20 protein-coding genes, 3 pseudogenes and 1 riboswitch are annotated in these 25515 nt (G+C 46.3%); of the genes and pseudogenes, 17 read left to right on the top strand and 6 right to left on the bottom strand.

Going from position 1 to position 25515, the window contains the following annotated elements; all coding sequences use genetic code 11:
- The coding region (locus DP091_RS31310; RefSeq protein ID WP_181469768.1) for a hypothetical protein at positions 1-581 on the top strand (581 nt) is incomplete at its 5' end.
- 679 nt (positions 582-1260) lie between these two features.
- Here the strand turns inward: DP091_RS31310 and DP091_RS09795 are convergent.
- A complete protein-coding gene (locus tag DP091_RS09795) occupies positions 1261-2481 on the bottom strand; it encodes an SIR2 family NAD-dependent protein deacylase (protein ID WP_113058160.1) in 1221 nt (406 codons plus the stop codon).
- Positions 2444-3754 (bottom strand): hypothetical protein, encoded by a 1311-nt coding sequence (locus DP091_RS09790; RefSeq protein ID WP_113058159.1) that lies wholly within the window; start codon positions 3752-3754, stop codon positions 2444-2446. Before DP091_RS09790 ends, DP091_RS09795 begins: the two co-directional genes overlap by 38 nt.
- Positions 3755-4219: 465 nt before the next feature.
- Here DP091_RS09790 and DP091_RS09785 point away from each other — a divergent pair.
- From DP091_RS09785 to DP091_RS09775, 3 pseudogenes are all read left to right on the top strand, one after another.
- Positions 4220-4393, top strand: a pseudogene (locus DP091_RS09785) (GMP synthase (glutamine-hydrolyzing)); the annotation flags it as partial.
- A gap of 106 nt (positions 4394-4499) precedes the next feature.
- Positions 4500-4598: pseudogene (locus tag DP091_RS32325) on the top strand (TCP-1/cpn60 chaperonin family protein); the annotation flags it as partial.
- A gap of 322 nt (positions 4599-4920) precedes the next feature.
- Positions 4921-5118, top strand: a pseudogene (locus tag DP091_RS09775) (YebC/PmpR family DNA-binding transcriptional regulator); the annotation flags it as partial.
- Positions 5119-5230: 112 nt separating this feature from the next.
- On the opposite strand, the gene DP091_RS09770 reads toward DP091_RS09775, so the two are convergent.
- A complete protein-coding gene (locus DP091_RS09770; protein ID WP_113058157.1) occupies positions 5231-6439 on the bottom strand; it encodes a peptidase in 1209 nt (402 codons plus the stop codon).
- A 327-nt stretch (positions 6440-6766) separates the two neighbouring features.
- Between DP091_RS09770 and DP091_RS09765 the strand changes: the two genes are divergently transcribed.
- From DP091_RS09765 to DP091_RS09750, 4 genes are all read left to right on the top strand, one after another.
- Positions 6767-7681, top strand: a complete 915-nt coding sequence (locus tag DP091_RS09765) for a LysR family transcriptional regulator (RefSeq protein ID WP_113058156.1) — start codon at positions 6767-6769, stop codon at positions 7679-7681.
- A 129-nt stretch (positions 7682-7810) separates the two neighbouring features.
- Positions 7811-8281, top strand: a complete 471-nt coding sequence (locus tag DP091_RS09760; RefSeq protein WP_113058155.1) for a DinB family protein — start codon at positions 7811-7813, stop codon at positions 8279-8281.
- Between the two features lie 187 nt (positions 8282-8468).
- The gene (locus tag DP091_RS09755) at positions 8469-8990 is read left to right on the top strand and encodes a GNAT family N-acetyltransferase (RefSeq protein WP_113058154.1); all 522 of its coding nucleotides are present in this window, start codon (positions 8469-8471) and stop codon (positions 8988-8990) included.
- A gap of 143 nt (positions 8991-9133) precedes the next feature.
- Positions 9134-9766 (top strand): YdcF family protein, encoded by a 633-nt coding sequence (locus DP091_RS09750; RefSeq protein ID WP_113058153.1) that lies wholly within the window; start codon positions 9134-9136, stop codon positions 9764-9766.
- Between the two features lie 247 nt (positions 9767-10013).
- On the opposite strand, the gene DP091_RS31800 is transcribed toward DP091_RS09750, so the two are convergent.
- The 3 genes from DP091_RS31800 to dapA all read right to left on the bottom strand — a co-directional run bounded on the left by DP091_RS31800 (position 10014) and on the right by dapA (position 12856).
- The gene (locus DP091_RS31800) at positions 10014-10247 is read right to left on the bottom strand and encodes a hypothetical protein (protein ID WP_258394463.1); all 234 of its coding nucleotides are present in this window, start codon (positions 10245-10247) and stop codon (positions 10014-10016) included.
- A gap of 26 nt (positions 10248-10273) precedes the next feature.
- Positions 10274-11713, bottom strand: coding sequence for a PAS domain-containing sensor histidine kinase (locus DP091_RS09740; protein WP_113058152.1), 1440 nt, complete (start codon positions 11711-11713; stop codon positions 10274-10276).
- Between the two features lie 249 nt (positions 11714-11962).
- Positions 11963-12856: a 4-hydroxy-tetrahydrodipicolinate synthase gene (dapA, locus tag DP091_RS09735; protein WP_113058151.1), complete on the bottom strand. Its 894-nt coding sequence runs from the start codon at positions 12854-12856 to the stop codon at positions 11963-11965.
- 111 nt (positions 12857-12967) lie between these two features.
- On the opposite strand from dapA, the gene DP091_RS09730 reads away from it, so the two are divergent.
- From DP091_RS09730 to mglC, 9 genes are all read left to right on the top strand, one after another.
- The gene (locus DP091_RS09730; protein ID WP_113058150.1) at positions 12968-13843 is read left to right on the top strand and encodes a LysR family transcriptional regulator; all 876 of its coding nucleotides are present in this window, start codon (positions 12968-12970) and stop codon (positions 13841-13843) included.
- 63 nt (positions 13844-13906) lie between these two features.
- Positions 13907-13987, top strand: a riboswitch (ZMP/ZTP riboswitch).
- A gap of 85 nt (positions 13988-14072) precedes the next feature.
- The gene (gene purT, locus DP091_RS09725; RefSeq protein ID WP_113058149.1) at positions 14073-15233 is read left to right on the top strand and encodes a phosphoribosylglycinamide formyltransferase 2; all 1161 of its coding nucleotides are present in this window, start codon (positions 14073-14075) and stop codon (positions 15231-15233) included.
- A 296-nt stretch (positions 15234-15529) separates the two neighbouring features.
- A complete protein-coding gene (locus tag DP091_RS09720) occupies positions 15530-16888 on the top strand; it encodes an MATE family efflux transporter (protein WP_113058148.1) in 1359 nt (452 codons plus the stop codon).
- Positions 16889-17083: 195 nt separating this feature from the next.
- Entirely contained in the window at positions 17084-18718 is a 1635-nt protein-coding gene (locus DP091_RS09715; RefSeq protein WP_113058147.1) for a response regulator, read from the top strand.
- A 5-nt stretch (positions 18719-18723) separates the two neighbouring features.
- Positions 18724-20553: a cache domain-containing sensor histidine kinase gene (locus tag DP091_RS09710; RefSeq protein ID WP_113058146.1), complete on the top strand. Its 1830-nt coding sequence runs from the start codon at positions 18724-18726 to the stop codon at positions 20551-20553.
- Entirely contained in the window at positions 20546-21547 is a 1002-nt protein-coding gene (locus DP091_RS09705; protein ID WP_113058145.1) for a substrate-binding domain-containing protein, read from the top strand. Before DP091_RS09710 ends, DP091_RS09705 begins: the two co-directional genes overlap by 8 nt.
- A 171-nt stretch (positions 21548-21718) precedes the next feature.
- A complete protein-coding gene (locus DP091_RS09700; RefSeq protein ID WP_113058144.1) occupies positions 21719-22771 on the top strand; it encodes a galactose ABC transporter substrate-binding protein in 1053 nt (350 codons plus the stop codon).
- A gap of 116 nt (positions 22772-22887) precedes the next feature.
- Entirely contained in the window at positions 22888-24420 is a 1533-nt protein-coding gene (locus DP091_RS09695; protein WP_113058162.1) for a sugar ABC transporter ATP-binding protein, read from the top strand.
- Entirely contained in the window at positions 24398-25417 is a 1020-nt protein-coding gene (gene mglC / locus DP091_RS09690) for a galactose/methyl galactoside ABC transporter permease MglC (protein WP_113058143.1), read from the top strand. The genes DP091_RS09695 and mglC overlap by 23 nt, the downstream gene beginning before the upstream one ends.
- The last annotated feature ends 98 nt before the right edge of the window (positions 25418-25515 follow it).

Genomic DNA, 25515 nt, shown 5'->3' with positions numbered 1-25515 from the left:
GGTTTACTCCAGACATATTACTATATCTAATGTGGAGGGGGGAAATTGATGTTAAAATCATGGCAGAGTTCGATTTTAGGGTTTTTACTAATTTCGAACTATACTACGTTGGAATTTCTAAAGAGAATGATAGTTTTACGCGACTATTTAAAGATGCACACAAAGGAAGAACAAGTATTTTAACAAATGGGCATCCAAAAACTTTTGGTTCAAGAATGTCTGATGAACTCGTCATATTTATGTTTGAACTAGATTACTTTAATATAAACGTTTGTTCAACGTTAGAGGATTTTGAAAGAGACTTCTCATATGTAACTCCTGACTTATTAGTAGTTGCAGATGCTGAAAAAGCTTTTATTAATTTACTCAATACTAAATTTAACAAAGTTAAATATAATCAATTTCCTAAAGGTGAAGATGGTCTACATACTGAAGGATTAAAAAATTATTGTTATACGATAAAGGAGGATATATCCTTCTACACAGATGAAATTCAGTTTAATGGTAAATTCAATGAAACAGATGATTCTGATTTCATTTTTGTAGAGGGCGATGTTGCGAAGATTGTTAAACTTACATAGGTGCGTAAACCTGGTAGCTATAAGAGAGTGAGCATACTATCCCACACCGCAGGGGTTGTTATCTTCACGATAGGGTTCATTTAAAGGTTACTTATAAAAAAACTGAATTTTGTATCGCTGGAGCGATAGGATTCTCAAGGAATATTCTTTGAGAAATGTAGTAGCAAAATATCAAGCCAATCCCTTAACAATGCAAATTTCTATGGGATTGGCTATTTTATTTGAACTGTGATCTAAGCCGTATTAGGTAACAGTTTTTGCATGGAGGGGGTGGTAAATATCAAAAAGGTTTTTTGGGTTTTGGAAAATGCAGCATACTGTTCTACCACGACAGGCCTAGTGTTGCAGAAAATCTTATTCAGTATGGAGATATCATGAGATGTTATCTCATAAAGTGAGATATTGCATAAGGATTTAACCATTTACACTAAATTATTTATTCTCCTATCAGGAGATAGCCACGTTTTTCGGGCGCACAAAATTCACATAATATTACGGTGATTTGTCTATAAACTACCCCGGTTGTGATGTAACCTTTTAATCTTTATTTTCTAGTTCTTGATGCTGTTCCAGCAACAATTCATTTAAATTTAGTTTGTATGAAATAGACTACTTGACGATAAATAAAAACAAAAAAAGCCTGACCGATAATTTTAGGTTACCGAAAAGGCTGTAGTGTTTATGCAATTAAGAAATCTATCAGAGTCCTAAACGCAGGCACAAATTCATCATAAATTGGTTTTCTATCTTTGTCTAAGGGTAATTCTAGTCCAATAACTCTAACGTCTTTGTCTTTATTGTAATAGCGAACTTGCTCAATCGTAGGGTTTGCTAAGACAATATAATGGTGGCCTTTAATGACTTTGTGAAGGCGATCATACATATCTTCAAAAAATTCATCGTTGAAAGAAAAGCCGATGAATAAGCATGTTTTACTTGCAAGCACAATTTTAATCTTATCCATTAAATCTAAATTATTGTAGAGTTTCTCGTAGTCCTCTTGAGTCACTATCATCGTATCTTTACGATTAATATGACCATGTATGTGGAGGACTTCTCCATCTTTTTCAAACAGAGCGACCATATTATCTATGTCTTCTAAAGATAAAGGAGATCGGTAGTTGCCTTGCTTTGAAGCAAAGTCTTCAATGCAATGGTCATAATTTGTAGTGATATAGAAATTAGAATTTAGTCTTAATATATCACCAATATTATGCTCGCGTGCTGTAATCTCTTTTTTTTCAGATGTTCTGATGATTTTAATAATCTCGTCCTTGATTTGGTCATCTCGATTAAGTCGCATGGAATGTTCTTTTAAGTAACTTAAAGCTCTCAGGAAAGAGCCGTTATCTGCGTAATCAAGATAAGCAGAATCATGGAAATCTTTTGGAAAGTGTGTGGGCAACATTTTTAAAAGGTTGTACCAACTAGGTAAGCCGAGAGGCATTGATAAGCCTGCTCCAATAAATGGAATAATGCCAGACAATTCACTCTTTAAGCTTTCTAAATTATACCGAGTATGGTCAGTAAAGTATTTTTTTCTTTGATATTCGACAATGGTGTCTCTTAAAGTATCAAGCAAGCCAATGTTGAAAGTGTAGAATACATCAAATTCGTGATATTGTTCATCGGCAACCAAGTTTTGGCACAAGGGGCAATTTTCTTCTTCTTGACTCGATTCTCGCTCAATATTATCATCTAAGTCGCAGGAGTAATGAACGACAGTAGACTTGTTAGCAAACAGCCATTCTTTTAGAAGATTATATTTTTCTTCGCTAAATAAATCTTCAATCTCTGATTTATTGCATTTTTTATGAGTCTGATACTTGTCTAAAAAGTGGTTCATTTTTGTTATATCATTATCAGTAATTTCGGTAGGCATTAAGTCCGTCAATAACATTGTGTATTAACTCCTTACCTAAGTTTCTTCTAGCTTTGAAATTCACTCTGAAGCAGTTCTTGGTTGATTCAATGACAGTTTGTATAACGTCCAAATCCTGTGCGTTTGATGGGTTTACATCTGTAAACCATGCCATTGACCAGCTTCTTAAATATTTTGTATTTTCAAAATCTGTAAGAAGACTATATAAAGTTTCAGCGGTAACAATTGAATTTTCAACTCTTTTAGTTCCTGTAGAACTAGTGTTAGCATTTGCATTCTTATAGAAAATGCGAACGGGATAACCAGGCAAGCCAACTGTTTTGGCTTTCACTTTAAGTGCTTCCGGGTCATATTGAGATAAGATGGTTATTCCAAGTAGTAGTGCAGAAACTTTTGCTTCAAACTCTTCTTGTTGAAGAGATGTAATAGGGTTTCCTTCAGGATAAAGTTGTCTTAAAAGCTTCATAGAGCTATTCCCAAAATGATTTATTTCCATTTTTGTCTTTTGGTTTAGCTCTTCACGGATATCACTGACTAAACCGTTCACCAAAAATTTGCACATTTGAGACATTCCTTCTTGGTCTTTCAGCGTGAGGGTTTGTAGCTCAATTCCTAATTCATTCACTATTTTGTCCATGATAAAGTTATAAAATCTTGAGGAAGTGTGTACTTTTTCAGAATCCTCTTCTTCTTGCACATTTACAGTATGCTTATGCATAACCAATACGTGCCTTTTTTTGAAATCAATCTCAACTCCTGCAAGTAAATATTCTGGAATATCTTCATTTTGTGTGTTTCTTCGAATAACGTTACTACCTGCAAGAAATCTAGCAGTCTCTATAGTACCAGTAACATCATTCTCTGTGAAATCAAATCCAGCTAAGAAGGTTGCTCCTGTTTTTGTTACATTTAATACATCCATAAGGTAAAAGCCCTCTGTTGTCATATAAGGACGAAGAGCAACAACAGCAGTCGATTGAAATCTTTCCAAGACTCGTTCGACTCTCTTTAAGAAAAGCTCTTTAGATGGGGCTACTTTTGTTGAAATTTTATGAATATATGCATGTGTAAGACGGCCGTAGAAAATCTCTTCGAAGAAAATTTTATCAAACTTCTTTTTCTTGCTTCTATGTTGGCTATTTAGTGTCTCATAGATTTCGGAAAAACCTTTAGGTAACAAATCCTGTACTTCGATATCTAATTCTTTGTGGAGTCTATCAACGAATTGGTCAGGCTTTATGTAGTCCATGAACCTCATACCGTTAAAAACGTATACTTTTTCCGCGTCCAAGTGGTTTCCCCCCAATGTCAGCTACATATTGTATGACGAACGTCTGTTAATGTTCTACCATTATTTTATAATATAATAACCTTGACACCAAGGGAGCGTGCGTTCGCCTACTGAGTGAGCTAACTGTTGCCCTTATCACTTTAAGGCGAACTTGAATAATCATAGGATAGGCTATCTAACAGTCACGCATTATAATGAATCGTTTAATCCAGACCGTTGAACATTTAACGGTAAAGTGCCATAAAACTTGGGCATATCAAGGCTTGGCGTCTTATTACGGCAAAGGGCGGTCTTGAAAACGTTAGTTTATAGTTACGTGATGAATGCAAAGAGAAGGTCACGAAATTATCTTTTGAAATAATTATTGTATTTTAAAGTTTAAACTCCTCAATTTACCCGCTACAATTGATATACAAAAACAACTGGATAATTGACCAGTAATTTCATTCAAAAGTTCGTACGTACTCCTATATCGTAGGCATCCGCGCGGTAACCTCCATCGACGGCATGACCGCCGACTGGGCGCGTATCCCTTGGGACGTGCGAGAAAATCTCCGTACGTATCGTCAACGAAGTGAGAACATCAACCGCATCGTTTGCGATATTACGTCCAAGCCGCCAGCGATTGAGTGGGAATAATATTTGTTATGGGGCAAGCTTTGTTAAGATTTCTGTTTTATCGGTAATATTTACATCAGAAGAAGTGGTCATTGCGATCATTTTTAATAAGTTATAGTAGCAGTTTGGGCTTGTACTTGCAGCCAAAGTAACACGTTCCGCTCTTCAAAACGCAGCTTCCGTTGCGGCGATGTTCCTGACAACTGAAACGGTTGTCGCTGACAAATTAGTTTTAGGTAAGGGAATATTGAGTAAGGAGAAATTATTTTACTATAGTTTGAAAATCAGCATGGGAAATACAGAGACCAAGTTAGAATGACTTCGGTCTCTTTAACATGGTTAGATTAGTTTGTGATAATGATTGATTACAGTCAATTTAACAAAAGAAGTGAATATAGGTAGCAACGAATTTTTTTTGCATATATTCAGAAGAACATGACAGGGTTTGAATAAAGAAGGATATACATACATTTTGAGATAGTAAAATCACTTATAATTTGATATGATAAATGTATAAAATTTCATACAAAAAGTGAGTGTTATTTAGCGATCAGTTCCATGCTGTTCAGGATGCATTTAAGAATGCGGGTGTTAATGAGTTTACTGTTGCAGAGCTGACCATGCTGCCACAAACCTTTGTATCCTTAGAAGGCGACGCGCTTGCTCAATTCGAGAAGCTGATCGATGCGCTGGAAGATCTGGAAGACGTACAGCAGGTGTATCACAACGTGGAATTTGAGGAATAGTTCGTAACGACTTATATCTTACATCAAAAAAACACCATCGTATTCAGGAATCTGAGTACGATGGTGTTTTTTGTGATTTATTTTAACAGCGGTAAGCAGCCAGAATAACAGCTTAGTTGTCGGCTTGAACCATGATCACCTCAGCGGATGTGATTGCTGGAATGGACATGGTCATGATAGGGGAGTGGAAGACCACGATGTTCATGCCGGGTCCCAGCTTTTCGTCGGGATTCAGTCCAATCACTTGAGTGTCCTTGGAGATGTTGATAATGATGTCGTTGTCGATGGATTGATCTGAACCTACATTGATATATAGTTGGTCCTTTGACGTGCGTTCGGATGTAGTTATCGTGCCTTCGGCTTTGGGCGCTGAGGTGTCGGAGACTACAATCTTATCTGCATGCGGCAGGGCAGGGTAAATCACGTTCATGTATTCGGCTTCGATTCGCAGACCCGATTTTAAGGCTTCAGCCGTTAACGATTTGCCCCCGGCATCTACAATCTTGGTGTCGCCATCAACAGCGAGCACGACGTATTCGAGGTCACCTGCTTTAGCTGGTTTACCGGAAACGCTTATTCTTCCATCCTTCATTTCTGTAAGGATGCCGTCGATGCCGGCTGCTTGCTCCTGATCGTTATTCTCGGCATTCGTATTGACCCGTATAAAATTCGTTGAGGATTGAGGAGGCATGCTTAAGGCCACGTAGGGTCCATAGAAAGCGCGAATGCTCATGCCGGCTTCCAGGTCGCTTGCTTTTAGCGCACTGCCGTTTTGATCGATGATTTTTGCTTTTGGATCCAGATGAAGCAGCATGGTCTCTTTATTGTCGTTGTACAGATTGGTTCCTTCCACCAGAATGCCCTGTTTAGTTACCTCCGAGATAGTTCCATCAATACCGGCGAGGTCGTTATCCTGTACAATGATCGTAAGAGCCGAGCCTTGAGCGGGCAGGCTCTTCGTTATGTTTGGGCTATAGAAAGCTTTTATCGCTTTGTTTTTATCCACGATCGTTTGGAGCTGGACTTGGTTGCCTTTGGCATCAATGATTTTAGTATCTTTGGATATCGAGAGCTTGATTTCTTGTTGATCGGTTGCTGCCAAGTCGCGGCCGGTTACGGTAATCCATGTGCCTGATTTGTCATTGACGAAGTCCGTTATGTAACCCATCGTTCCAGGAACGCTTTTCTTCACCTGGTTCGTGATGTTGCCTTGTCCCTTATGGGCTGTAGCAGGAGGGACGGCCTGTGCATTCGCTGCTATTGGCAGTGCCGCCATCGCGAGAACCGTAGCGGTTGCTAGTACTTTGTAGATTTTTTTCATGGTAGGTATCCTCCAAATGTAGATTATCCTAGAACGTCAGGATTCAGCTAAGTCGTATCATGAATTGGTAAAATGTACTTGCTGCATCACTATAGACGGGAGAAATAATAAAAGGTTGCAGCACCATGAAAAATCATGAAGACGCATCATCATGCTGATTACGAACACAAACATCAAGAAGTCAGAGTCCTTATATTCAAAGCACTTCCCTCAATGTGTCATATATTCGCTGCTGCAGTTTACAAATGAGCTTCATATAGGATATAAACGATCTAATGATCGCAACAGTTTGACCAGGTGAATAGTTCAAGAATCGAGGGATGATCTATGAATCTTCATGCACTACGCATTTTTAATGATGTCTCCAAGACGGGAAGCATTACGAGATCGGCCGGCAATCTGCTGTTAAGTCAACCAGCCGTTACGGCCCAAATCCGCAATCTGGAGCGGGAGCTCGGCATGAAATTGATCGAGGCTAACGGACGCAATATTCAATTGACTGAAGCAGGTAAAGCGTTGGCCAGGCATTCCCAGCGGTTATTTGCGATGGAAGCCGAGATGGAAGAGACGATGGAGGCCATCAAATCCGGTCAGCAGGGAAGTTTGCGAATATGCGCCACGGAGCTGCCGGAGAGCGCTTTGCTGCCCGGATGGCTGGTTGGGTATAAGCAGCGGCATCCAAGGATGGATGTGCAGCTGATGAGAGGAAATTCCCGAACCGCGCTGCAGCGGTTACAGGACGATTCGGTGCATATCTCCATCGTATGCGGCAGCTGGCCCATTGAAGCGGAAGGTATCGAGACTTATACAATTATGGAGGATGAATTAATTTTTGCTGTGCCTGCCCTTCATCGACTAGCCGATAAAGAAGTAACTTTCCTTGAGCTTATGGAGGAACCCTTTGTGCTCAGGGAAGAAGGAAGTTACACGCGAAAACAGTTATGGTCGTTGATGGAGTCATCGGATGCACGCGAACCTCGACGCTCCATAACGATAGAGGGGTTGAAGGAATCCATTGAAGCGGTAAAAGCGGGGTACGGGGCTGCATTGGTTCCAGCCCTTTCTATCAAGAAAGAATTGGCTTCGGGCGAACTTGGCAAGGTTAAAGTGTCAGGCGTAACTTTCCCGCACCCTATTCGGTTATGCACCAAGAAACAAGAAGAGAGACCTGCGCAAGTCCATTCGTTTATTTCCTATATTCAAGCGGATATCCGCGAAAAAAATCAGTATATCCATGGATGATGAAGGCTTGCCCTTGATTCATCCATTTTTTTTATGAAAAGGAGTGAAAACAATATTATTTCTTTATCCGCATTTGAAGTACACTCGGTTAAAGCGGACGCTGGATAACAATGAGAAGGAGTGGGCTGCATGAGAGCATACCTGTTTGAACATTTGGAATTTGTGCGTGCACAAACGTTGAATTTTGTAAGGGATCTCCCGGATGATATAGCGGAGTGGATTCCGAGTGGAATGAATAACCACGTGAAATGGAATATGGGTCATGTTTTATTCATAACGGAAAGGTTTGCGTTCGGCGTGAATGGTGAAACCATGGCCCTTCCCGTTGAATATACCGAGCTGTTTCGATCGGGTTCTAAGCCAAAGGAGATAAGCGAAGCGTGGCCATCCATGCACGAGCTTGTCGAACTGCTTGAGGGCCAGGTCCATCGAATCGAACACAGGTACAACGCGCGTCTGCACGATACGGTTTTATCCCCCTATACAACCTCCAAAGGTTTAAAGTTAACCCGGGTTGAAGAATTCTTAAGCTTTTGCTTGTATCATGAAGGCATGCATTTTGATAAAATGAAATCGATTCTCAGCCAAAATATCCAGTGATTTGACATATTATGCAGGAGTCACATACATTTATGGCGAATATATCCGGGAAGGCTGGTAAAGTGAAAGAGGGTGACCCGGCGTAATTAAGAAAGATTTGTATATACGGCGAATCGCATTTGCCCCTGTATTGAAGTGTACGGCATGAAGAGGACACTTGAATACAACTTGAAGAGGAGTCGGGCAAATGGATATCGTAACGTTAAGATTAATAATTCGCGAGTTTGAACCAGAAGATTGGCAGGATGTTCTGCAATATACATCCGATCCGGTGGTGATGCACTACATCCCTGAGCCGGTGCATACAGAAGAAACAGTAAAACAATTTCTTGCTCAGAACAAGGGCGATAAAGCTCATCATTATGCCGTCTGCCTGCAAAAGGAACAACGGGTGATTGGACACGTGGTGTTTCATCCATGGTTCGGCGAGCATACCTATGAAATTGGCTGGGTGTTTCATTCGACCTACCACCGTAGAGGGTATGCCACGGAAGCTGCCAGAGCTTTGCTTCAGCACGGTTTCGGGGTAATGGGCTTGCATCGGATCATTGCGACATGCCAGCCTGAGAATACACCTTCGTATCGGGTGATGGAGAAGCTGGGCATGCGGAGAGAAGGCTATTTTCAACAGTGTATTCCTCGTGGGGATATTTGGTGGGATGAGTATTACTATGCTATGCTGAAGTCTGAATGGCGTACAATGTCATAATAGAATGAACAAACGATAGTCGACAGCAAAGAAAGCCTGACGCTCTTAATAAGGGAGCAGCAGGCTTTTTTTGCTAAAAAATGATTGAATGTGATTGAATGGATACTAAGGGTAGATTAAAGATTGGGCGCTGGGGGTGCAGCATGACACGAATTATGGCGGCAAGGGAAGCTCGGGTCAGAAGAAAGCGTGCCGTGATTCAGGTGATGGCGGGATTCATTGGAATCCTGCTAATTTATACGCTATACGTGGGCATCGCCATTTGGAATTATGCGCATAGGACAGCAAATATCCCGTCGGATGCAGCCATAGTGCTGGGGGCTGCTGTATGGGAAGAGAGGCCATCGCCTGTTTTTCAAGGACGCATCGATCATGCACTATGGCTGTATGACCGGCAGTACGTAGACAAGCTGATATTTACAGGGGGACGCGGTTCGGAGGATGAACTTGCCGAATCGGAAGTTGCCAGGCAGTATGCCATCGAGCACGGTGTTCCAGAGAGTGACATCCTTGTCGAGACGGCTTCGACGATCACCGAGCAGAATCTGCACTTTGCCAATAAGGTAGGAGATTCAGCAGGGCTGTCCTCTTACCTCATTGTAAGTGACCCGCTGCATATGAAGCGGGCGATGATGATGGCGGAAGATATGGGATTGGAAGCCAATCCTTCGCCCGCAGCCCGAAGTGCGTATCAAAGCCTGAGTAGCAAAGTTCCTTTTTTAATCAGAGAAGTCTTTTATTACATCGGTTATCAACTGGCTTCACCATTCCGATAAAGGATGCGCAGAGGAAGGCCGTATCCTATTACAGATTCTGGAGATCGTTCGCAAGCATCTGATGGCTGTCCTTATCGGTTACCATATCAAGATAACTTGTCGCTTTTTCTTGGGACACGAGAGCTTGCTCCTTGTTTCCCAGGCTCAGATAGGCTCGGGCTTCTGCTTCATACCCGTAACCTATATAGAATGGTTCGAGGCTTGCCGATGATCCGACAATGATGCAGCGCTTGGCATAACGCAGCGCTTAATCGCCTTGTCCCACTACCGCATACACTCTGGAGAGCTGCCAATATCCTATGGAAAGGTTGCGCTGTGTATGATCCTCAACCCGTGTCCAGTGCCAGAACGAGCTGTGACACATATGAATCATGTTTTCCTCGTCTTCCGGTGTACGTTGTTTGTTCTCCAAGATCCCCCATACTTGATTGAAGCAGTCTATCGCAAATTGTTTATGTGTTTGTGGTTCCTGATTGTCCATGCCTTTTCCTCCGATATATGTATGCGTTATAAAGCCGGTAAATGGATCGTAAAGGTTGTCCCATGGTCGGGTACGCTCTCGACGTTCATCGTACCGCCATGATTATGAATAATGTTCTTGGTAATCATCAGTCCGAGTCCCGTCCCGGTGTCTTTGGTCGTAACAAAGGGCTGTCCCAGGGATTGGATTTGCTCCTGCGTCATGCCAATCCCTTCGTCCTGCACGATGATTTGAACCTCTTGAGCGTTATGCAAAATGTCCAAGGTAATGGTTCCGCCTTGATTCATCGCTTCCATGGCATTTTTCAGCAGGTTGATGAACACTTGCTTGAGCTGGTTTACTTCACCCTGGACGAAGACTGGTGCCATTGGATAATGAGGGATGATCTCGATATTTTTGAGGGCTGCTTGAACCTTCATAAGCGTAATGATCTGTTCCATAATGGCAAACACGTCGATGGGTCCGCTGACATGGACGCTCTGCGGTTTCGAGAGCACCAGAAGTTCATTGACAATGAGCTCGATGCGTTTGAGCTCCGATTCAATGATTTCAAAATAGAGCTCGTTGCTGCGTTCCGCAGATCGCAGCAATTTTACGAATCCGTTAATCGAAGTTAAGGGATTCCGAATTTCATGGGCAATGCCGGCGGCCAACTGGCCGGCGGTGGTCAGCTTCTCGGATTGCATCACCCGATCCTCTTCCATCTGCTGCTCTGTGATGTCTTTAAAGATCCCGACTGCCGCTTTCTCGCCTTCATAATTTATGATCAACGTGAATCCCGTGACCATTTTCTCCTGCCCGTCTAAACAGCGTATCAGATAATCGACGCTTCCGATCTCTCCGCTTTCGGCATATTTTGCCCTGCGTTTCATCAGTTTGTTATGGTCCGACACATCGACGATCACATCCGTGGATATTCCCAGAATGTCACGGGGGTGAGTCGCGTTAATGAGCCTGAGCGCTGCAGCATTTACGTAGTGTATAATGCTCTTCTTGGTTATGAACACGGAGAGAGGAAGCCCTTCCATAAGCTGGAGAAATGCGTTTTCCTCCTCAGTAAGCTTCTGTTCCTTCAGCTCAAGCTGTTTCATGAGTTGTCTCAGCAGTGTTCGATCTTCAAACTGCACCAAGTAGCCACGGCGACGCTGATCCAACTCCTGCAGCATGGTGCATATACTGAGATATACTTCACGATTGGACGGATGGTGATAAACATATTCAAATCTAGCTGGGAGCGGCGGATGATCTTGAGCGGTCCTCGCATTCCAAATCACTTGATTCAATAATGCGCGGATGCTGCTATCTTCTTGTGGCGCCCCGGCAGTTAACTCCTGCTGTGAATATCCCAATAGATCACTTAGTGCCGAATTGACCTTAAGAATCGAACCATCAAGCGATATCAGTGCCATTCCGATTACGGCTTGCTCAAAGGCAAAATCATGATTAGGGTTGGAATAGGGCAGCACAGCAAGTCTCCTTTCAAATATCTGACAGGAATGAATTTATCCATATTATATGTTGGACCTTATCATACATCAATCCTTTAAAGCGATAGATCTTAACTTAGCTTCAAGTTATGACGAAACTCAAGATAATCTATCACATGTCATAGAAAAGAAAGAAAATGAGCGGTGCATTTATGGTCATGACATACATAGCTCAAGAAAGGCAAGGCAGGAGGAATACCTTGCCTTTCCGAAGAGACACAGCTGTTATTAAAGAACCGTTTTTTTCAGATTATGAATCTCATGAGCCAGAGATTGCTTAAGCTCATCCGTTATGGGTCCCATAGGCAATCGGAGGGAGTCCGACGAGATGATGCCCTGATTGGCAAGCAGCCATTTAAGCGGAGCAGGATTCGACTCTTCGAACAGCTTTTGAATATAGGGAAACAGCTTGTTAAACTCGACCTCGGAACAGAAGAAATTCCCTTGGGCTGCTAATCGAAACACCTGAAGGAAATCCTCGGTATTCATATTAGCCGACGCCAGTATACCACCAGAGGCTCCATGAACAAGCATTTCATAAAAGAGAGCATCATTACCGCATAGAACGGGCTTCGTATCGTATGGGGATAAGCTTCTCAAAAGCTCTGTGCTTGCCGTGCTGTCTTTCATCCCGATCACCCCGGGTATCTCCATGATTCTTCTTATGGCATCAACAGGTAGCCGGATTCCGGTACGCGAAGGAACCTCGTATAAAATAACGGGGATTCCGATTTCGGCCACCCTTCGAAAATGATGGAGGATGCCGTCGATCGAAGGGCGACTGTAATACGGCGTGACGACCAATACCGCATCAGCACCGATCTGGCCAGCCAGTTCCGTTCGCTTCATACTGGATACCGTATCGTTCGTACCGGTACCAATGATGAGCGGCAATCGTCGTTCGTCCAGACTCCTCCGTGTTTCTTCCACGATCTGTACGACTTCCTTCCAAGCTACAGTGGGCGCTTCACCGGTCGTTCCGTTGATAACCAATCCCTGAATATCACAGGATAACAAATTCTTTAAATAACGATGATAAGACGGAAGATCCAGTTCGTAATCCTGTGTAAAGGGAGTGATCACTGGAACATACACGCCATGCAGTTCTTGCTGACTCAGCATAATCTTTCCTCCAATTCGTGAGTGATGGCTATACTTTAACATAGGAAATAAAATCGGAGTTATCTATAATAATAGATAATTATTATCAATATTATTGATAAGGAGACAGCGATGGAACTTATTTATCTGCATACCTTCAGAGAGGTTGCGATTCGCCAGAGCTTTACGAAAGCCGCGGATGTGTTGGGTTATGCCCAATCCAGTGTAACCACCCAGATTCAAAAGCTGGAGAAGGAATACGGCGTCAAGCTGTTCGAGCGATATGGCAGAGGCTTGCGCCTGACGAAGTCCGGCGAGGAGCTGTTCAAGTATGCCGTTCAAATGCTGGATCTGTTCCAGCAGTCGAAGGAAAAGCTGACCAAGCAAGGTGGAGGAACTTTATCGATCGGAACGATAGATTCGCTGGCCGCTTATTTTCTTCCGTCCGTCATTCACAAACTGAAACAAAGGCATGAGGATCTTGTCATCCGCTTACAACCGGATCGTGAAGATAGCATCCTCAGTAAGGTGAGAGAGGGCGAGTACGATCTCGGTCTTATTTTGGATCATAAACCGGAGGATTCCTCCTTGAATTGGATCCCCATTCGGGAAGAACCCCTCCTGCTGATTGTCCATCCGGATCATCCCCTTCGTGTTGAACCCGTCATAGAGTTAGAACACCTGGCAGATGCCGAATGGATTATGCCCGAGGATAGCTGTAATTATCGCATGATGTTGGAAAAGGTGCTGCGTGCCAGCGGAGTTCCAATGCGAATAGGCCTGGAATTGGGCAATCCAGAGGCGATCAAGAGATATGTGATGTCCGGTACAGGTATTTCATTATTGCCACAGATGGTAGCAGAGGAGGAAATCAGGCGTGGTGAGCTTGCGATTCTTCCCTTTGCCCATTCTGACATTCAACTGGACATTCAGTTGGTAATCCACCCCAAGAAGTGGCTGTCGCAATCGCTGAAGGATACAATCGATATGCTGAAGTCTAAATCCTGATGTCGCCTAACGGTGATATTGCAATTAACGGGAAGATTAAGTATGATTTAAATAACAATGTATAGGTTTGTGTGTGACTGGCGTAGCATGGGGGACCATGAGGGAGCACACAGATGACGACGGCCGTACGCCTGGGCAGAGGTAAGGGAAGCTTATTTTCCTTACCTCTTTATTATTTTCTGCTTTTTTTTATAAGTCTCTGAAACTACGAAAAGGGGATAAAACAACGATGTTAAAAACGAAGAAAATACTGCTGCTAGGATCGGGAGAACTGGGAAAAGAAGTCGTGATTGAGGCCCAAAGACTGGGTGTTGAAACCGTAGCCGTCGATCGTTATGCCGACGCTCCGGCCATGCATGTTGCCGATCACAGCCATGTCATCGATATGCTGGATAGGGAGAAATTACGCGCCATCATTGAGCTGGAGAAGCCGGACCTGATCGTACCCGAAATCGAGGCGCTCGCTACTTCGGAGCTGGTTAGACTGGAGGAAGAGGGGTACCGGGTTATTCCAACTGCCAGAGCTGCGAAGCTTACGATGGATCGTGAAGGGATTCGCCGGTTGGCTTCCGAGGAGTTGGGACTGCCTACTGCGGGCTATCGATTTGCCGATACTTATGAGGAGTTTAAACGGGCTGTCCTGGACATGGGTTTTCCGTGCGTAATTAAACCGCTGATGAGTTCTTCAGGCAAAGGCCAGAGTGTATGCCGCTTAGAAGGGGACATCGAGTCCTGCTGGAACATCGCCATGGAAGGCGGCCGCGTGCAGAACGGCAGAGTGATCATTGAGGAATTCATTGCATTCCAGTCAGAGATCACGCTTCTGACCGTTCGCTCCGTCAATGGCACAAGCTTCTGTGCGCCAATCGGTCATATTCAGGAGAGCGGGGACTATATCGAATCCTGGCAGCCGCACAACATGTCCGAAGAGCAAGTGGAGGAAGCTAAATATATTGCAAGGACGATTACCGACGAGCTTGGCGGATATGGATTGTTTGGTGTTGAATTGTTCCTTGCCGCGGATAAAGTGTATTTTAGCGAGGTGTCTCCGCGACCGCATGATACCGGCTTGGTTACGCTGGTGACGCAAAATTTATCTGAGTTCGCGCTTCACGTCCGTGCCATTCTTGGGTTTCCGATCCCGGAGATCGAATTGATAACGCCGGGAGCCAGCCGTCCGCTGAAAGCAGCGCGAGAGCTGGAGAACTACACAATTACCGGTGCCGAGCAAGCACTGGCTGTTCCGAATACGCAGCTGCGCATTTTTGGGAAACCGGTGACCAAGGTTGGAAGACGAGTCGCAGTTGCGTTGTCAACCGCCGGCACAGTAGAGGAAGCGCGGGTGCGTGCGAAGCAGGCTCTGGATAAGCTAGCTGTTGAAGAAGCATAAACAATCCCGACTCAAAAGGTCAGCCGATTTGCCGGTTGATCTTTTTTTATTGAAATGACTTCGCCGATCAAAATCCGGTGTGAACCGTTCAGACCATAGGGAATTGGTATCGTTATGATTTTGGATGATAAATATGCAGAAATTTATGTTCTTTCATGATAAGATACACAAGAATACAAACGACCTTCACCCATTATAATGTTTTCAAGGTGCTGCTCTATATAGGCACAGTTAAATCGTTATATTATCAAAATAAATAGATGAGAAAACGTTTATGACGGCATAGGAGAATCTACATGAGAGACATGACGCAAGGAAGTCCGATCAAGCTGATCATCATGTTTACGATCCCGCTTTTGATCGGAAATATTTTCCAACAATTTTATAATATGGCGGATACCCTGATTGTGGGGCGCACCATTGGTGTGAACGCACTTGCGGCAGTCGGATCGACGGGAAGTATTTTGTTTTTTGTCATTGGCTTTGCCCAAGGCTTGACGGCAGGTTTATCCATCATAACGGCGCAGCGTTTTGGCGCCAAGGATATCGCGGGCGTTCGCAAAAGCGTGGGAACGAGTATATGGATTAGCCTTGTATTCACGGTTGTTCTGACCATTGTGAGTGTCATATTCACAAGGCCTGTCCTCGTCATGATGAACACGCCGGCGGAAATTCTGGATGATGCTTATTCGTATTTAATCGTCATTAACTGGGGTGTTGGCGCAGCCGTGCTGTTCAACCTGCTGGCGAACCTGCTCAGAGCGCTTGGGGACAGTCGGACACCGCTTCTATTCTTGGTGGTCGCAAGCATTCTGAACATCGTACTCGACCTGTTATTTATTCTCGTATTTAAGATGGGAGTAGCCGGAGCGGGGCTTGCCACGGTAATATCGCAGCTGTTCTCCTGCCTGCTCTGCTTGTTATACATTCATAAAAAGGTTCCGCTTCTGCAGTTTAAGAATGCCGATTGGTCCATCGATTGGAAGTTTATTCGGCAGCATATGTGGGTCGGTTTCCCGATGGGCTTCCAAGCCTCCATCATTGCGATCGGAGCCATCATTCTGCAGATTACGCTTAACGGTCTCGGAGCAACAGCGGTAGCCGCATATACTGCGGCTCAGAAGATTGATATGCTCGCTACGCAGCCCATGAGTTCCTTTGGCATCACGATGGCGACTTTTGCAGCCCAGAACTTCGGCGCGAATCGCATAGACCGCATCAAGCTTGGAGTTAAACAATGCCTATGGGTCTCGGGATCATTCAGCATCGCCGTGGGGCTGCTGGTGATATTCGCCGGTCCTGCAGCCGTCAGCCTCTTTGTCGGTCAAGGACAGGAAGAATTGCTGTCCCTTAGCAGGCTGTATTTCTTATCGAACGGAAGCACCTATTTGCTTCTGTCGCTGTTGTTCATCTACCGCTTCACGCTGCAGGGATTGGGACAGAGCTTTATCCCAACTGTAGCCGGCATCATGGAACTGATCATGCGGGTACTGGCTGCCATCTTCCTGACCGCGCAGATCGGATTCCTCGGCGCAAGCCTGGCGAACCCGCTGGCTTGGCTCGGAGCCGTCATCCCGCTCGGCATTGCCTACTACCTGAGCATTAAAAGGTTAAGTACGCCTGCTGCTCCCGTCTCCATACCGGTCCAGGCTTAAGATTTTATGCAATCGAGTTCAGAACGAATCATGACTTAACGAACAGAAATCACTCTGTTGTTCAAGAGCCATGCATTCGTTCTTTTTTTTGCCTCAAACAGCGTGAAATGAAGCATTCCAAACTTGGATGGGCCGCGGTAAGATCACATTAGATTCTTTTAACTAATTTGACAGATAAGAACAGGAGGGATTGCCTTGTATAAAGTGCTGCTAGTGGACGATGAAGCCGACGTAAGAGAGGGACTCGTGCAGGAAATCCAGTGGGGAGCCTGCGGATTCACGATCGAGGGAACGGCGGAGAACGGGAGAGAGGCCGTGGAGCTTGCGGAGCGGTTGGAGCCGGATGTTGTCATTACCGATATCAGTATGCCGTTTCAGGATGGGCTCCAGCTGGCCTCATGGCTCAGGGAGTTCCAGCCGCTGTGCAAAATCGTGATCTTAACCGGATACGATGAATTTGATTATGCCCGTCAAGCGATTACGCTCAGCGTGGACGAGTATTTGCTTAAACCTTTCTCAGCCGAAAGCTTTATGGAGCTATTGAGGAAGATCAAGGACAAGATTGATGTGGAGGTTGCAGAGCGCGAGGATGTGCGCCAGTTGAAGGAGCATTACCGCACGAGCTTACCATTGCTTCGGGAATCGTTTCTTGCGTCGCTGCTCACTCGGAAATTGCCCCGCTCGATTATGGAGGAGAAGATTCGAAATTACGAATTATCTTTGAATGGAGGTTGTTACCTGGCTGCGGTTATGGCATTATATCCCGCTTCGGTTGATAAGGAGCAAACCTCCTCAGCCTCCCTGCGCCATTCTGGAGACCTGGATTTAATGCTGCATGCCATGCTGAACATTGCCAAGGAGCTCCTGGATTCCTTATTTCTTGTAAGCGCATTCATATATCAGGATAGCATTGTGCTGCTGATTGCGAACGATGAGAAGGAGGACGATGCGTGGTTTAGCGAGCTGCAGATGACGCTTGACCGCTTATTAAAAAGCATTCTTCATTATTTGAAGCTGCCGGTTACGATTGGCGTGGGCTCACAGGTGGAGAATCTGTCAGACCTTAAGCTTTCCTATCAGGGTGCGCTGCTGGCGCTCGACTACCGGTTGATTCTTGGTGCCGAGAAAGTCCTTTTCATTGATGATGTCGAGCGTCCGAGACCGGAGGGGGTTCGTCTGGATGAATTAAAGGAGCAAGCGCTGATCCGCAGTCTAAAGCTTGGAACCGAAGAGGAATTAACCGAAGCCATTTCGCACATATTGGATGAACTCATTGGCGCCTCATGTACCATTCAGGACGTTCAGGTGTACCTTTTGGAGGTTGTAACGGCTGTATTGCGATCGGCCAAAGAATCCGGGGTCGAGCTCGAGCTGTTGTTCGGGGCCGGATTTCAGCTGCATGCGGAGATTTTTAAGTTTTCCGGATTACAGGAGGTTAAAGCTTGGCTACAGGACATTAGTTTGACCATACGAAAGCATATTGCCAGCTCCAGGCAGCATGCGTATAAAGACATTGTGGAAAAGGCGCTCCAATATACACGGGAGCATTACGTTGATTCGGAGTTATCTCTGCAGAAGCTGTGCATGCAGCTTCATATTAGTACAGGCTATTTTAGCGCTGTGTTTAAAAGAGAAGTCAAAATGACCTACGTGCAGTATTTAATGCAGCTTCGGATGGAAACGGCTAAGGAGCTTCTTCGATCATCGGATCTTAAAGCTTTTGAAATCGCGGAGCGTGTCGGATTTGCCGATCCGAATTATTTCAGCTTCTGCTTCAAGAAGTTGGTCGGCATCTCACCCAAGGAATACCGGACACAAGCGAGGGGGTAGATCTGGTGAAAATCGCGTATGACAAGCGGAACTCGATTAAACCAACCATTCAGCAATGGATTAGGCGATTTCGCGCACACAGCATTCAATCGATCATCATGTGGTCCTTCTCTGCATTTATCTTGCTGATCGTGATCGTGGTGGCCGTTCTGTTGTTCAATAAATTCTCGCGATCGGCGGAGCAAAGCGTGTTTCTGAATGCCCAGCAAATCGTGGATCAAGTAAGCTATAATCTCGAGGATTATGTGGACGGGATGGCGCAGCTGTATCGGGCCATTGAGGAAAACATGCTCGCGGACGGGCAATGGGACGATGAGCAGGTTACTCAACAGCTGAACACCATCATGCGAAGCCGGGATGATATCGTCTCCATCGCATTATTTAATGAACAGGGCCATATGCTGAGGAACCATCCTCCTATGCCGGTTAAGGCCAGCGCGCGGGTGACGGAACAAAGCTGGTTTCACTCGGCGATGAGAGTCTCCAACCATCTGAGCTTCTCACTGCCGCATGTGCAGAATTTGTACGACCATACATTTAAATGGGTTGTCACGATGAGCAAAGGAATAACGGTTGTTCATAACGGGGAGCCAACCTATGTCATTCTGCTGGTAGATATCAACTTCAAGAAAATCGATGAGCTAAGCAGCCGCATTAGCTTGGGTAAGCGGGGGTATGCGTACATCATCGATGAAGGAGCGGGAAACATCGTGTATCATCCCCAGCAGCAATTAATTTACATGGGGCTTCGGAATGAGAGCGTAGAGCGGGCACTCACTTCCTCTGATAGCTACATTGATGAATCGGACGGAGTCAAGCGGTTGAACACGGTGAAATCCGTCGTTAATATAGGATGGAAAATCGTTGGGGTTTCCTATTTGGATGAAATCATGACCACAAGAGAAGAGGTCAATCGTTATCTGGTTCAGGTCGTGGCGGTGGTTCTGGTGCTTGCCATCGTGGTTTCCCTGATTCTCTCGTCTATGCTGACCCGCCCCATCCGCCGGATGGGCAGAACGATGAAGGCGGTGGAACGAGGTGATTTCAACGTGGAGCTCCCGATGCAGGGACCACTGGAAGTGGTACAGCTGTCCAGCCGGTTCAATCTGATGCTGGATAAGATAAGGCAGCTCATGAAACAGATTGTGAAAGAGCAGGAATCGAAGCGCAGATACGAGCTGGAAGCCCTGCAGGCTCAGATCAACCCGCATTTTTTATATAACACCTTGAATTCGGTTGTCCGCATGGTGGGCATGAGCAGGAAGGATGAGGTCATTACGATGATCACTTCCTTGTCGAAGCTGTTTCGTTTGAGCTTGAGCAAAGGGAAGACCTGCATAAGCGTCCGCGAGGAGCTGGAGCATGCCAGGCATTATTTGACCATCCAACAGATGAGATATAAACAGAAATTCAATTTTATGATCGAAGCGGATGAAGCAGCGCAGTCCTGCTACACGCTAAAGCTGGTGCTTCAGCCCTTAATCGAGAATGCCATCGTACATGGCATTGAATATATGGTGGATAAAGGACATATTCACATAACGGCTGCTATACAAGGCGATCTATTGGAGATGACGGTTAGGGACGATGGAGTCGGAATGTCTCCCGAGATGCTCGAAAGGATATTGGAGGTTGAAGCACGACGACAACATCCGGCTCCCTTTATCAATACGGCAGGCTCCGGCGTGGCCGTTCGAAATGTTCATGACCGGATCCAGTTATATTATGGGCATCGTTACGGTCTGGAATATGAGAGCGAGCTCGAAGAGGGCACTACCGTTCGCATACGGATTCCCGTTATTCACGAGCCAGGGGAGGAGAGGGAGCATGATTAGCATGCATCGTGTGTTATGGATACCGGTTGCACAGAAGGGCCGTCTTGTTGTACTTATTCTGTCCCTGATCTTCTTAACATCGTGTTCATCAGGCGCAACCATAGATGAGAATGAGCCCAAACTCAGACACATTGCACTCGTGGCTCCCATACACGCCGAAGAGCAGGGGGATGCCATCCGATTAGGCGCCGAAGCAGCTGCCAAGGAATACGGAATGGTGCTTGATTATATCCCGCTGGAGCCTAGTGACGATGAAGCGGAGCAGCTGCAGGCTGCATTGAAGGTGCTGGAGAAAGGTTCCTCCGCGATTCTGATCGACCCGGCATCCGAAGCCGTACTGTTGAAATTAGGTGATCAGGCAACAGCAGCTGATGTCCCCATCATTGCTTTGAATGATGAGCGAATGACCACAGGCGTCCTGTCTGCGATCGCAATCCATAATGAGGCCGCCGGACGCAAGGCGGGTGAGCAGCTGGCCGACTTACTTGGTAATCGGGGAGTTGTTGCCATACTTCGATCCGACAGGGAGGATCCTGACCTCATTGCCCGCGAAGAGGGAGCCAAAAGCGTATTGTCGGGAAATAGCGGGATTCAAATAGCGGACGGGGCAGCATGCGGCAAACGTGAAGATGCATGCTGGCAGGCGGCTAAGCAGCTGCTGGACCGGGAAGCGGTTGACGGGATACTGGCACTCGATATTCAGGCCTCCTTGGGGGCGGCAAAAGAAGTCGCAAGACGGAACGTTCAGGGGAAGATCAAGATTGTCACCTTCGGAAGCGACCTGGAGCAGCTTCAGCTTCTGCAGGATGGCATCCTTCATAAACTCATTGTGCAGAACGGGTTCAGCACGGGATATCTGGGAGTAGAACAGGCTGTGAAGGTATTGGATGGTTCGAAATATGACAAGCCGATTGTGCTTGAGACCAAGGTGATTGATGCGGACAACATGTTCTGGATGGATAATCAGAAGGTCCTGTTTCCATTTGTAAAGTAAAGAAATCGCGAAACTTAGAGGCAAAGTGATGAGAATTTTGCTAGAAAGCATGAGGATTTTGAATTCGAATGTCAGGAGCATTGCGGCATAATGGCGGTAGACAGTGAGATATGGCGCAGGAACGCCGTATCCGTCACTGAAAATTCGAATGAAACAGGGAGGTCAACCCAGGTGAAGAAGAAATGGCTGTTAATCCTTATAGCCGGCATGATGCTGACCACGGCGGCATGCAATAACGGCGGTAGCAGTTCAACCGGCAGCGAAAGCAAGCAAGGTGAGGCTGCAGACGGCAGCACACCTCAAGTCGGTGTGGCAATTTACAAGTTCGACGACACGTTCATGACTGGCGTTCGAAACGCGATGTCCGATGCAGCGAATGGCGTAGCCAAACTGGATATCGTGGATAGCCAAAATGCGCAGCCAACCCAAAATGAGAAAATCGATCTGTTCATTTCGAAGAAATACAGCTCCATGATCATCAACCCGGTGGATCGGACGGCCGCCGGCGTCATTATCGATAAGGCAAAAACTGCGAATACGCCAGTGGTATTCTTGAACCGGGAGCCGATCGCGGAAGACATGAACAAGTGGGATAAGGTGTATTACGTAGGGGCAAAAGCGGAGGAATCCGGAACGATTTCGGGTCAGCTTATCGTCGATTATTGGAAGGCCAATCCCAAGGCGGACAAGAACGGGGATGGCAAGCTGCAGTATGTATTGCTGCAGGGTGAACCGGGCCATCAGGATGCCGAGCTGAGGACCAAATTCTCCGTTCAGGCGATTCAAGATGCCGGCATCGAAGTCGAAGCGCTTGCGGTGGATACCGCCATGTGGGACCGCGTGAAGGGACAGGAAAAGATGCAAGCCTTCCTTGCATCCCATGGCGACAAGATTGAAGCGGTTCTGGCCAACAATGACGATATGGCGCTCGGTGCCATTGAAGCATTGAAAGCGGCGGGTTACTTCAGCGGCGACAAGTATATGCCGGTCGTGGGCGTAGATGCGACAGCTCCGGCCATTCAGGCGCTGGAAGACGGCACGCTTCTCGGCACCGTGCTAAATGACGCCAAGAGCCAGGGTAAAGCTTCCGTTGCGATTGCCGCAGCGCTATCCAAAGGAGAAACGCCGAACAAGGACAACACCGGATTTGATATTACCGACGGCAAATACGTATGGATCGCTTACAAAAAAATAACGAAGGACAATATCGCCGACGCGAAATAATAGCAGGGTTATGGGAAGGGGCAGCAGCTATTCGTAGCGTTGTCCCTTTATATTGGGCTCTTTTCACCCGGCCTGCGAAGGAGGTATTCAAGGTGGCGGAATCGTATGTGCTGGAGATGCGGAATATATCGAAGGCGTTTCCAGGCGTTCAGGCTTTAAGCGACGTAACGTTCAAGGTAAGACCCGGAACCGTGCATGCGCTTATGGGCGAGAACGGGGCCGGCAAATCAACGCTGATGAAATGTTTATTCGGCATCTACAAGGCTGATGAAGGCGACATTTATTTGAACGGCAGCAAGGTAACCATCAACAGCTCCAGGGACGCATTGAATCACGGAATATCCATGATTCATCAGGAGCTTCATCCCGTGCCGCACCGCAACGTGATGGAGAATATATGGCTGGGAAGATTTCCGATGACGGGTTTCTGGCCTTTGAAATTCGTGAACGAGAAACAGATGGCAGAAGATACGCTCCGCCTGTTCCGCGAGCTCGATATCGATATTGATCCCAGGGCAAGAACAGGAGCGCTGTCTGTATCCAAGATCCAATCGCTTGAGATTGTCAAAGCGGTGTCTTATCACTCCAAGGTGATTGTAATGGACGAACCGACCTCATCGCTCACCGGAAATGAAGTGGAGCATCTGTTCAGCATCATGAACAGGCTCCGTTCGCAAGGGGTGTCGATCGTCTACATTTCGCACAAAATGGAAGAAATCCTGCGCATATCCGATGACGTGACGATTATGCGCGATGGTAAATATGTGGGGACTTGGCAAGCCGGCGAGCTGACAACCGATTTGATTATCACCCGCATGGTGGGACGGGATTTGACGGAGCGCTATCCGGAACGGTTGAACGTTCCCGGCGAAACTCGGATGCAGGTCCACCAATTAAGCTCCACGAATCCGAAATCGTTTCAGAATGTATCCTTCGAGCTAAGAAGGGGGGAGGTATTGGGCATCGGCGGCCTTGTCGGCGCACAGCGGACGGAATTGATTGAAGCAATATTCGGACTACGTCCGGTGGCTTCCGGAACTATATCGATCAACGGGAAGCCGGTAAAGATCAAATCACCATCGGACGCCAAGAAAAATAATATGGCGCTGCTGACGGAAGAGCGCAGAGTTACCGGCATATTCCCGGTGCTCTCGGTCTATGAGAATACCGTCATTGCCAATCTTCGCAGGTATCAGAATTGGGCGTTTCTGTTAAATGAACGCAGAGGAATCCAGGATGCGCGAATGAACGTGGAGCAGCTTAGAACGAAAACGCCCTCGGTCCATACCCAGATACGGAATCTGTCGGGCGGGAACCAGCAGAAGGTGCTGCTGGCAAGATGGCTTCTGACCGAGCCTGAGATCCTTCTGCTGGATGAGCCGACTCGTGGCATCGATGTCGGCGCCAAGTTCGAGATTTATTCCATCATTACGCAGCTAGCCAAGCAAGGAAAGAGCATTATTATGATTTCCTCCGAAATGCCCGAGCTGCTCGGAATGTCCGACCGAATCATGGTGATGAGTGAAGGGCGGTTGACGGGAATTCTTGCAGGGCAGGAAGCAAGCGAAGAGGAAATCATGCGGCTTGCCGCACAGCAGCGGTCAGCCGATTCGGGAGGGGAAGTCGATGAATACGCAAACCATCGGTAAGGTTAAAGATTATTTGGCACAGCGCGCCATATTCGTAGTATTAATATTGCTTGTTATCGGGATTGCCGTCGCAGATCCCAACTTTCTGGCCTTCTCCACGCTCCGGGATATTTTGCAGCAATCCTCCACCCGATTAATTATCGCGCTTGGCGCGGCGTTCATTCTGATCACCGGCGGGGTTGACCTCTCCGCAGGACGCGTTGTCGGATTAACGGCGGTCGTATCGGCTTCCATGCTGCAAACGGATGTATACGCAAATCGCTTCTTCCCGGACCTGCCTCAAGTATCGGTTGTATTGCCGATTCTTATCGGTATTGCAGCGGGACTTCTCGTTGGGTTCATCAATGGTTTCATCGTAGCCAAACTGCATGTGCCGCCGTTCATAGCGACACTCGGTACGATGGTCGGCATATATGGCGTCAACTCCATCTATTTTGATATGGAGCCGAACCAATCCCAGCCGATCGGCGGCTTAAGACCGGACTTTACCGTGTGGGGCAGCGGCTACATCGACTTCGGGGGTGGATATTCTCTCCCTTACATCGTCATTATCGCCGTCTTCGTTGCACTGATCTGCTGGGTCATATTCAACAAGACCCGTCTCGGCAAAAATATGTATGCGATCGGCGGCAACGTGCAAGCGGCGCATGTATCGGGGATCAATGTAGCCCGTAATCTGATAGCGATCTACGCTATTTCCGGTGCGTTGTACGGCATCGCCGGCGTACTGGAGGCTGCCAGAACCGGGGGCGCGACGAATAACTACGGCAATATGTATGAACTGGATGCGATTGCCGCATGCGTGGTTGGAGGGGTATCCACTGCAGGAGGCATCGGCACGGTGCCGGGCGTGATGGCCGGGGTTCTTATCTTCGGCGTCATCAATTACGGATTAACCTTTATCGGCGTCAGCCCATACTGGCAATTGATCATTAAAGGGCTTATTATCGTAGCAGCGGTCGCATTTGATATTCGTAAATACATGGCCAAAAAATAACAGCAAAAAAAGCCGCTGGAATATATCCTGCGGCTTTTGTAAAGATATCAGAAAGTATAAACTACGAAGCACGGGCATTCCTGATATCGCAAGAAAAA

Origin of the sequence: Paenibacillus sp. MDMC362 (genome assembly GCF_003269305.1) — a bacterium.
Taxonomy (GTDB): Bacteria; Bacillota; Bacilli; order Paenibacillales; family Paenibacillaceae; genus Paenibacillus_AQ.
Note: the sequence above shows the minus strand (reverse complement) of the source record. Positions and strands in the feature narration are given on the sequence as shown.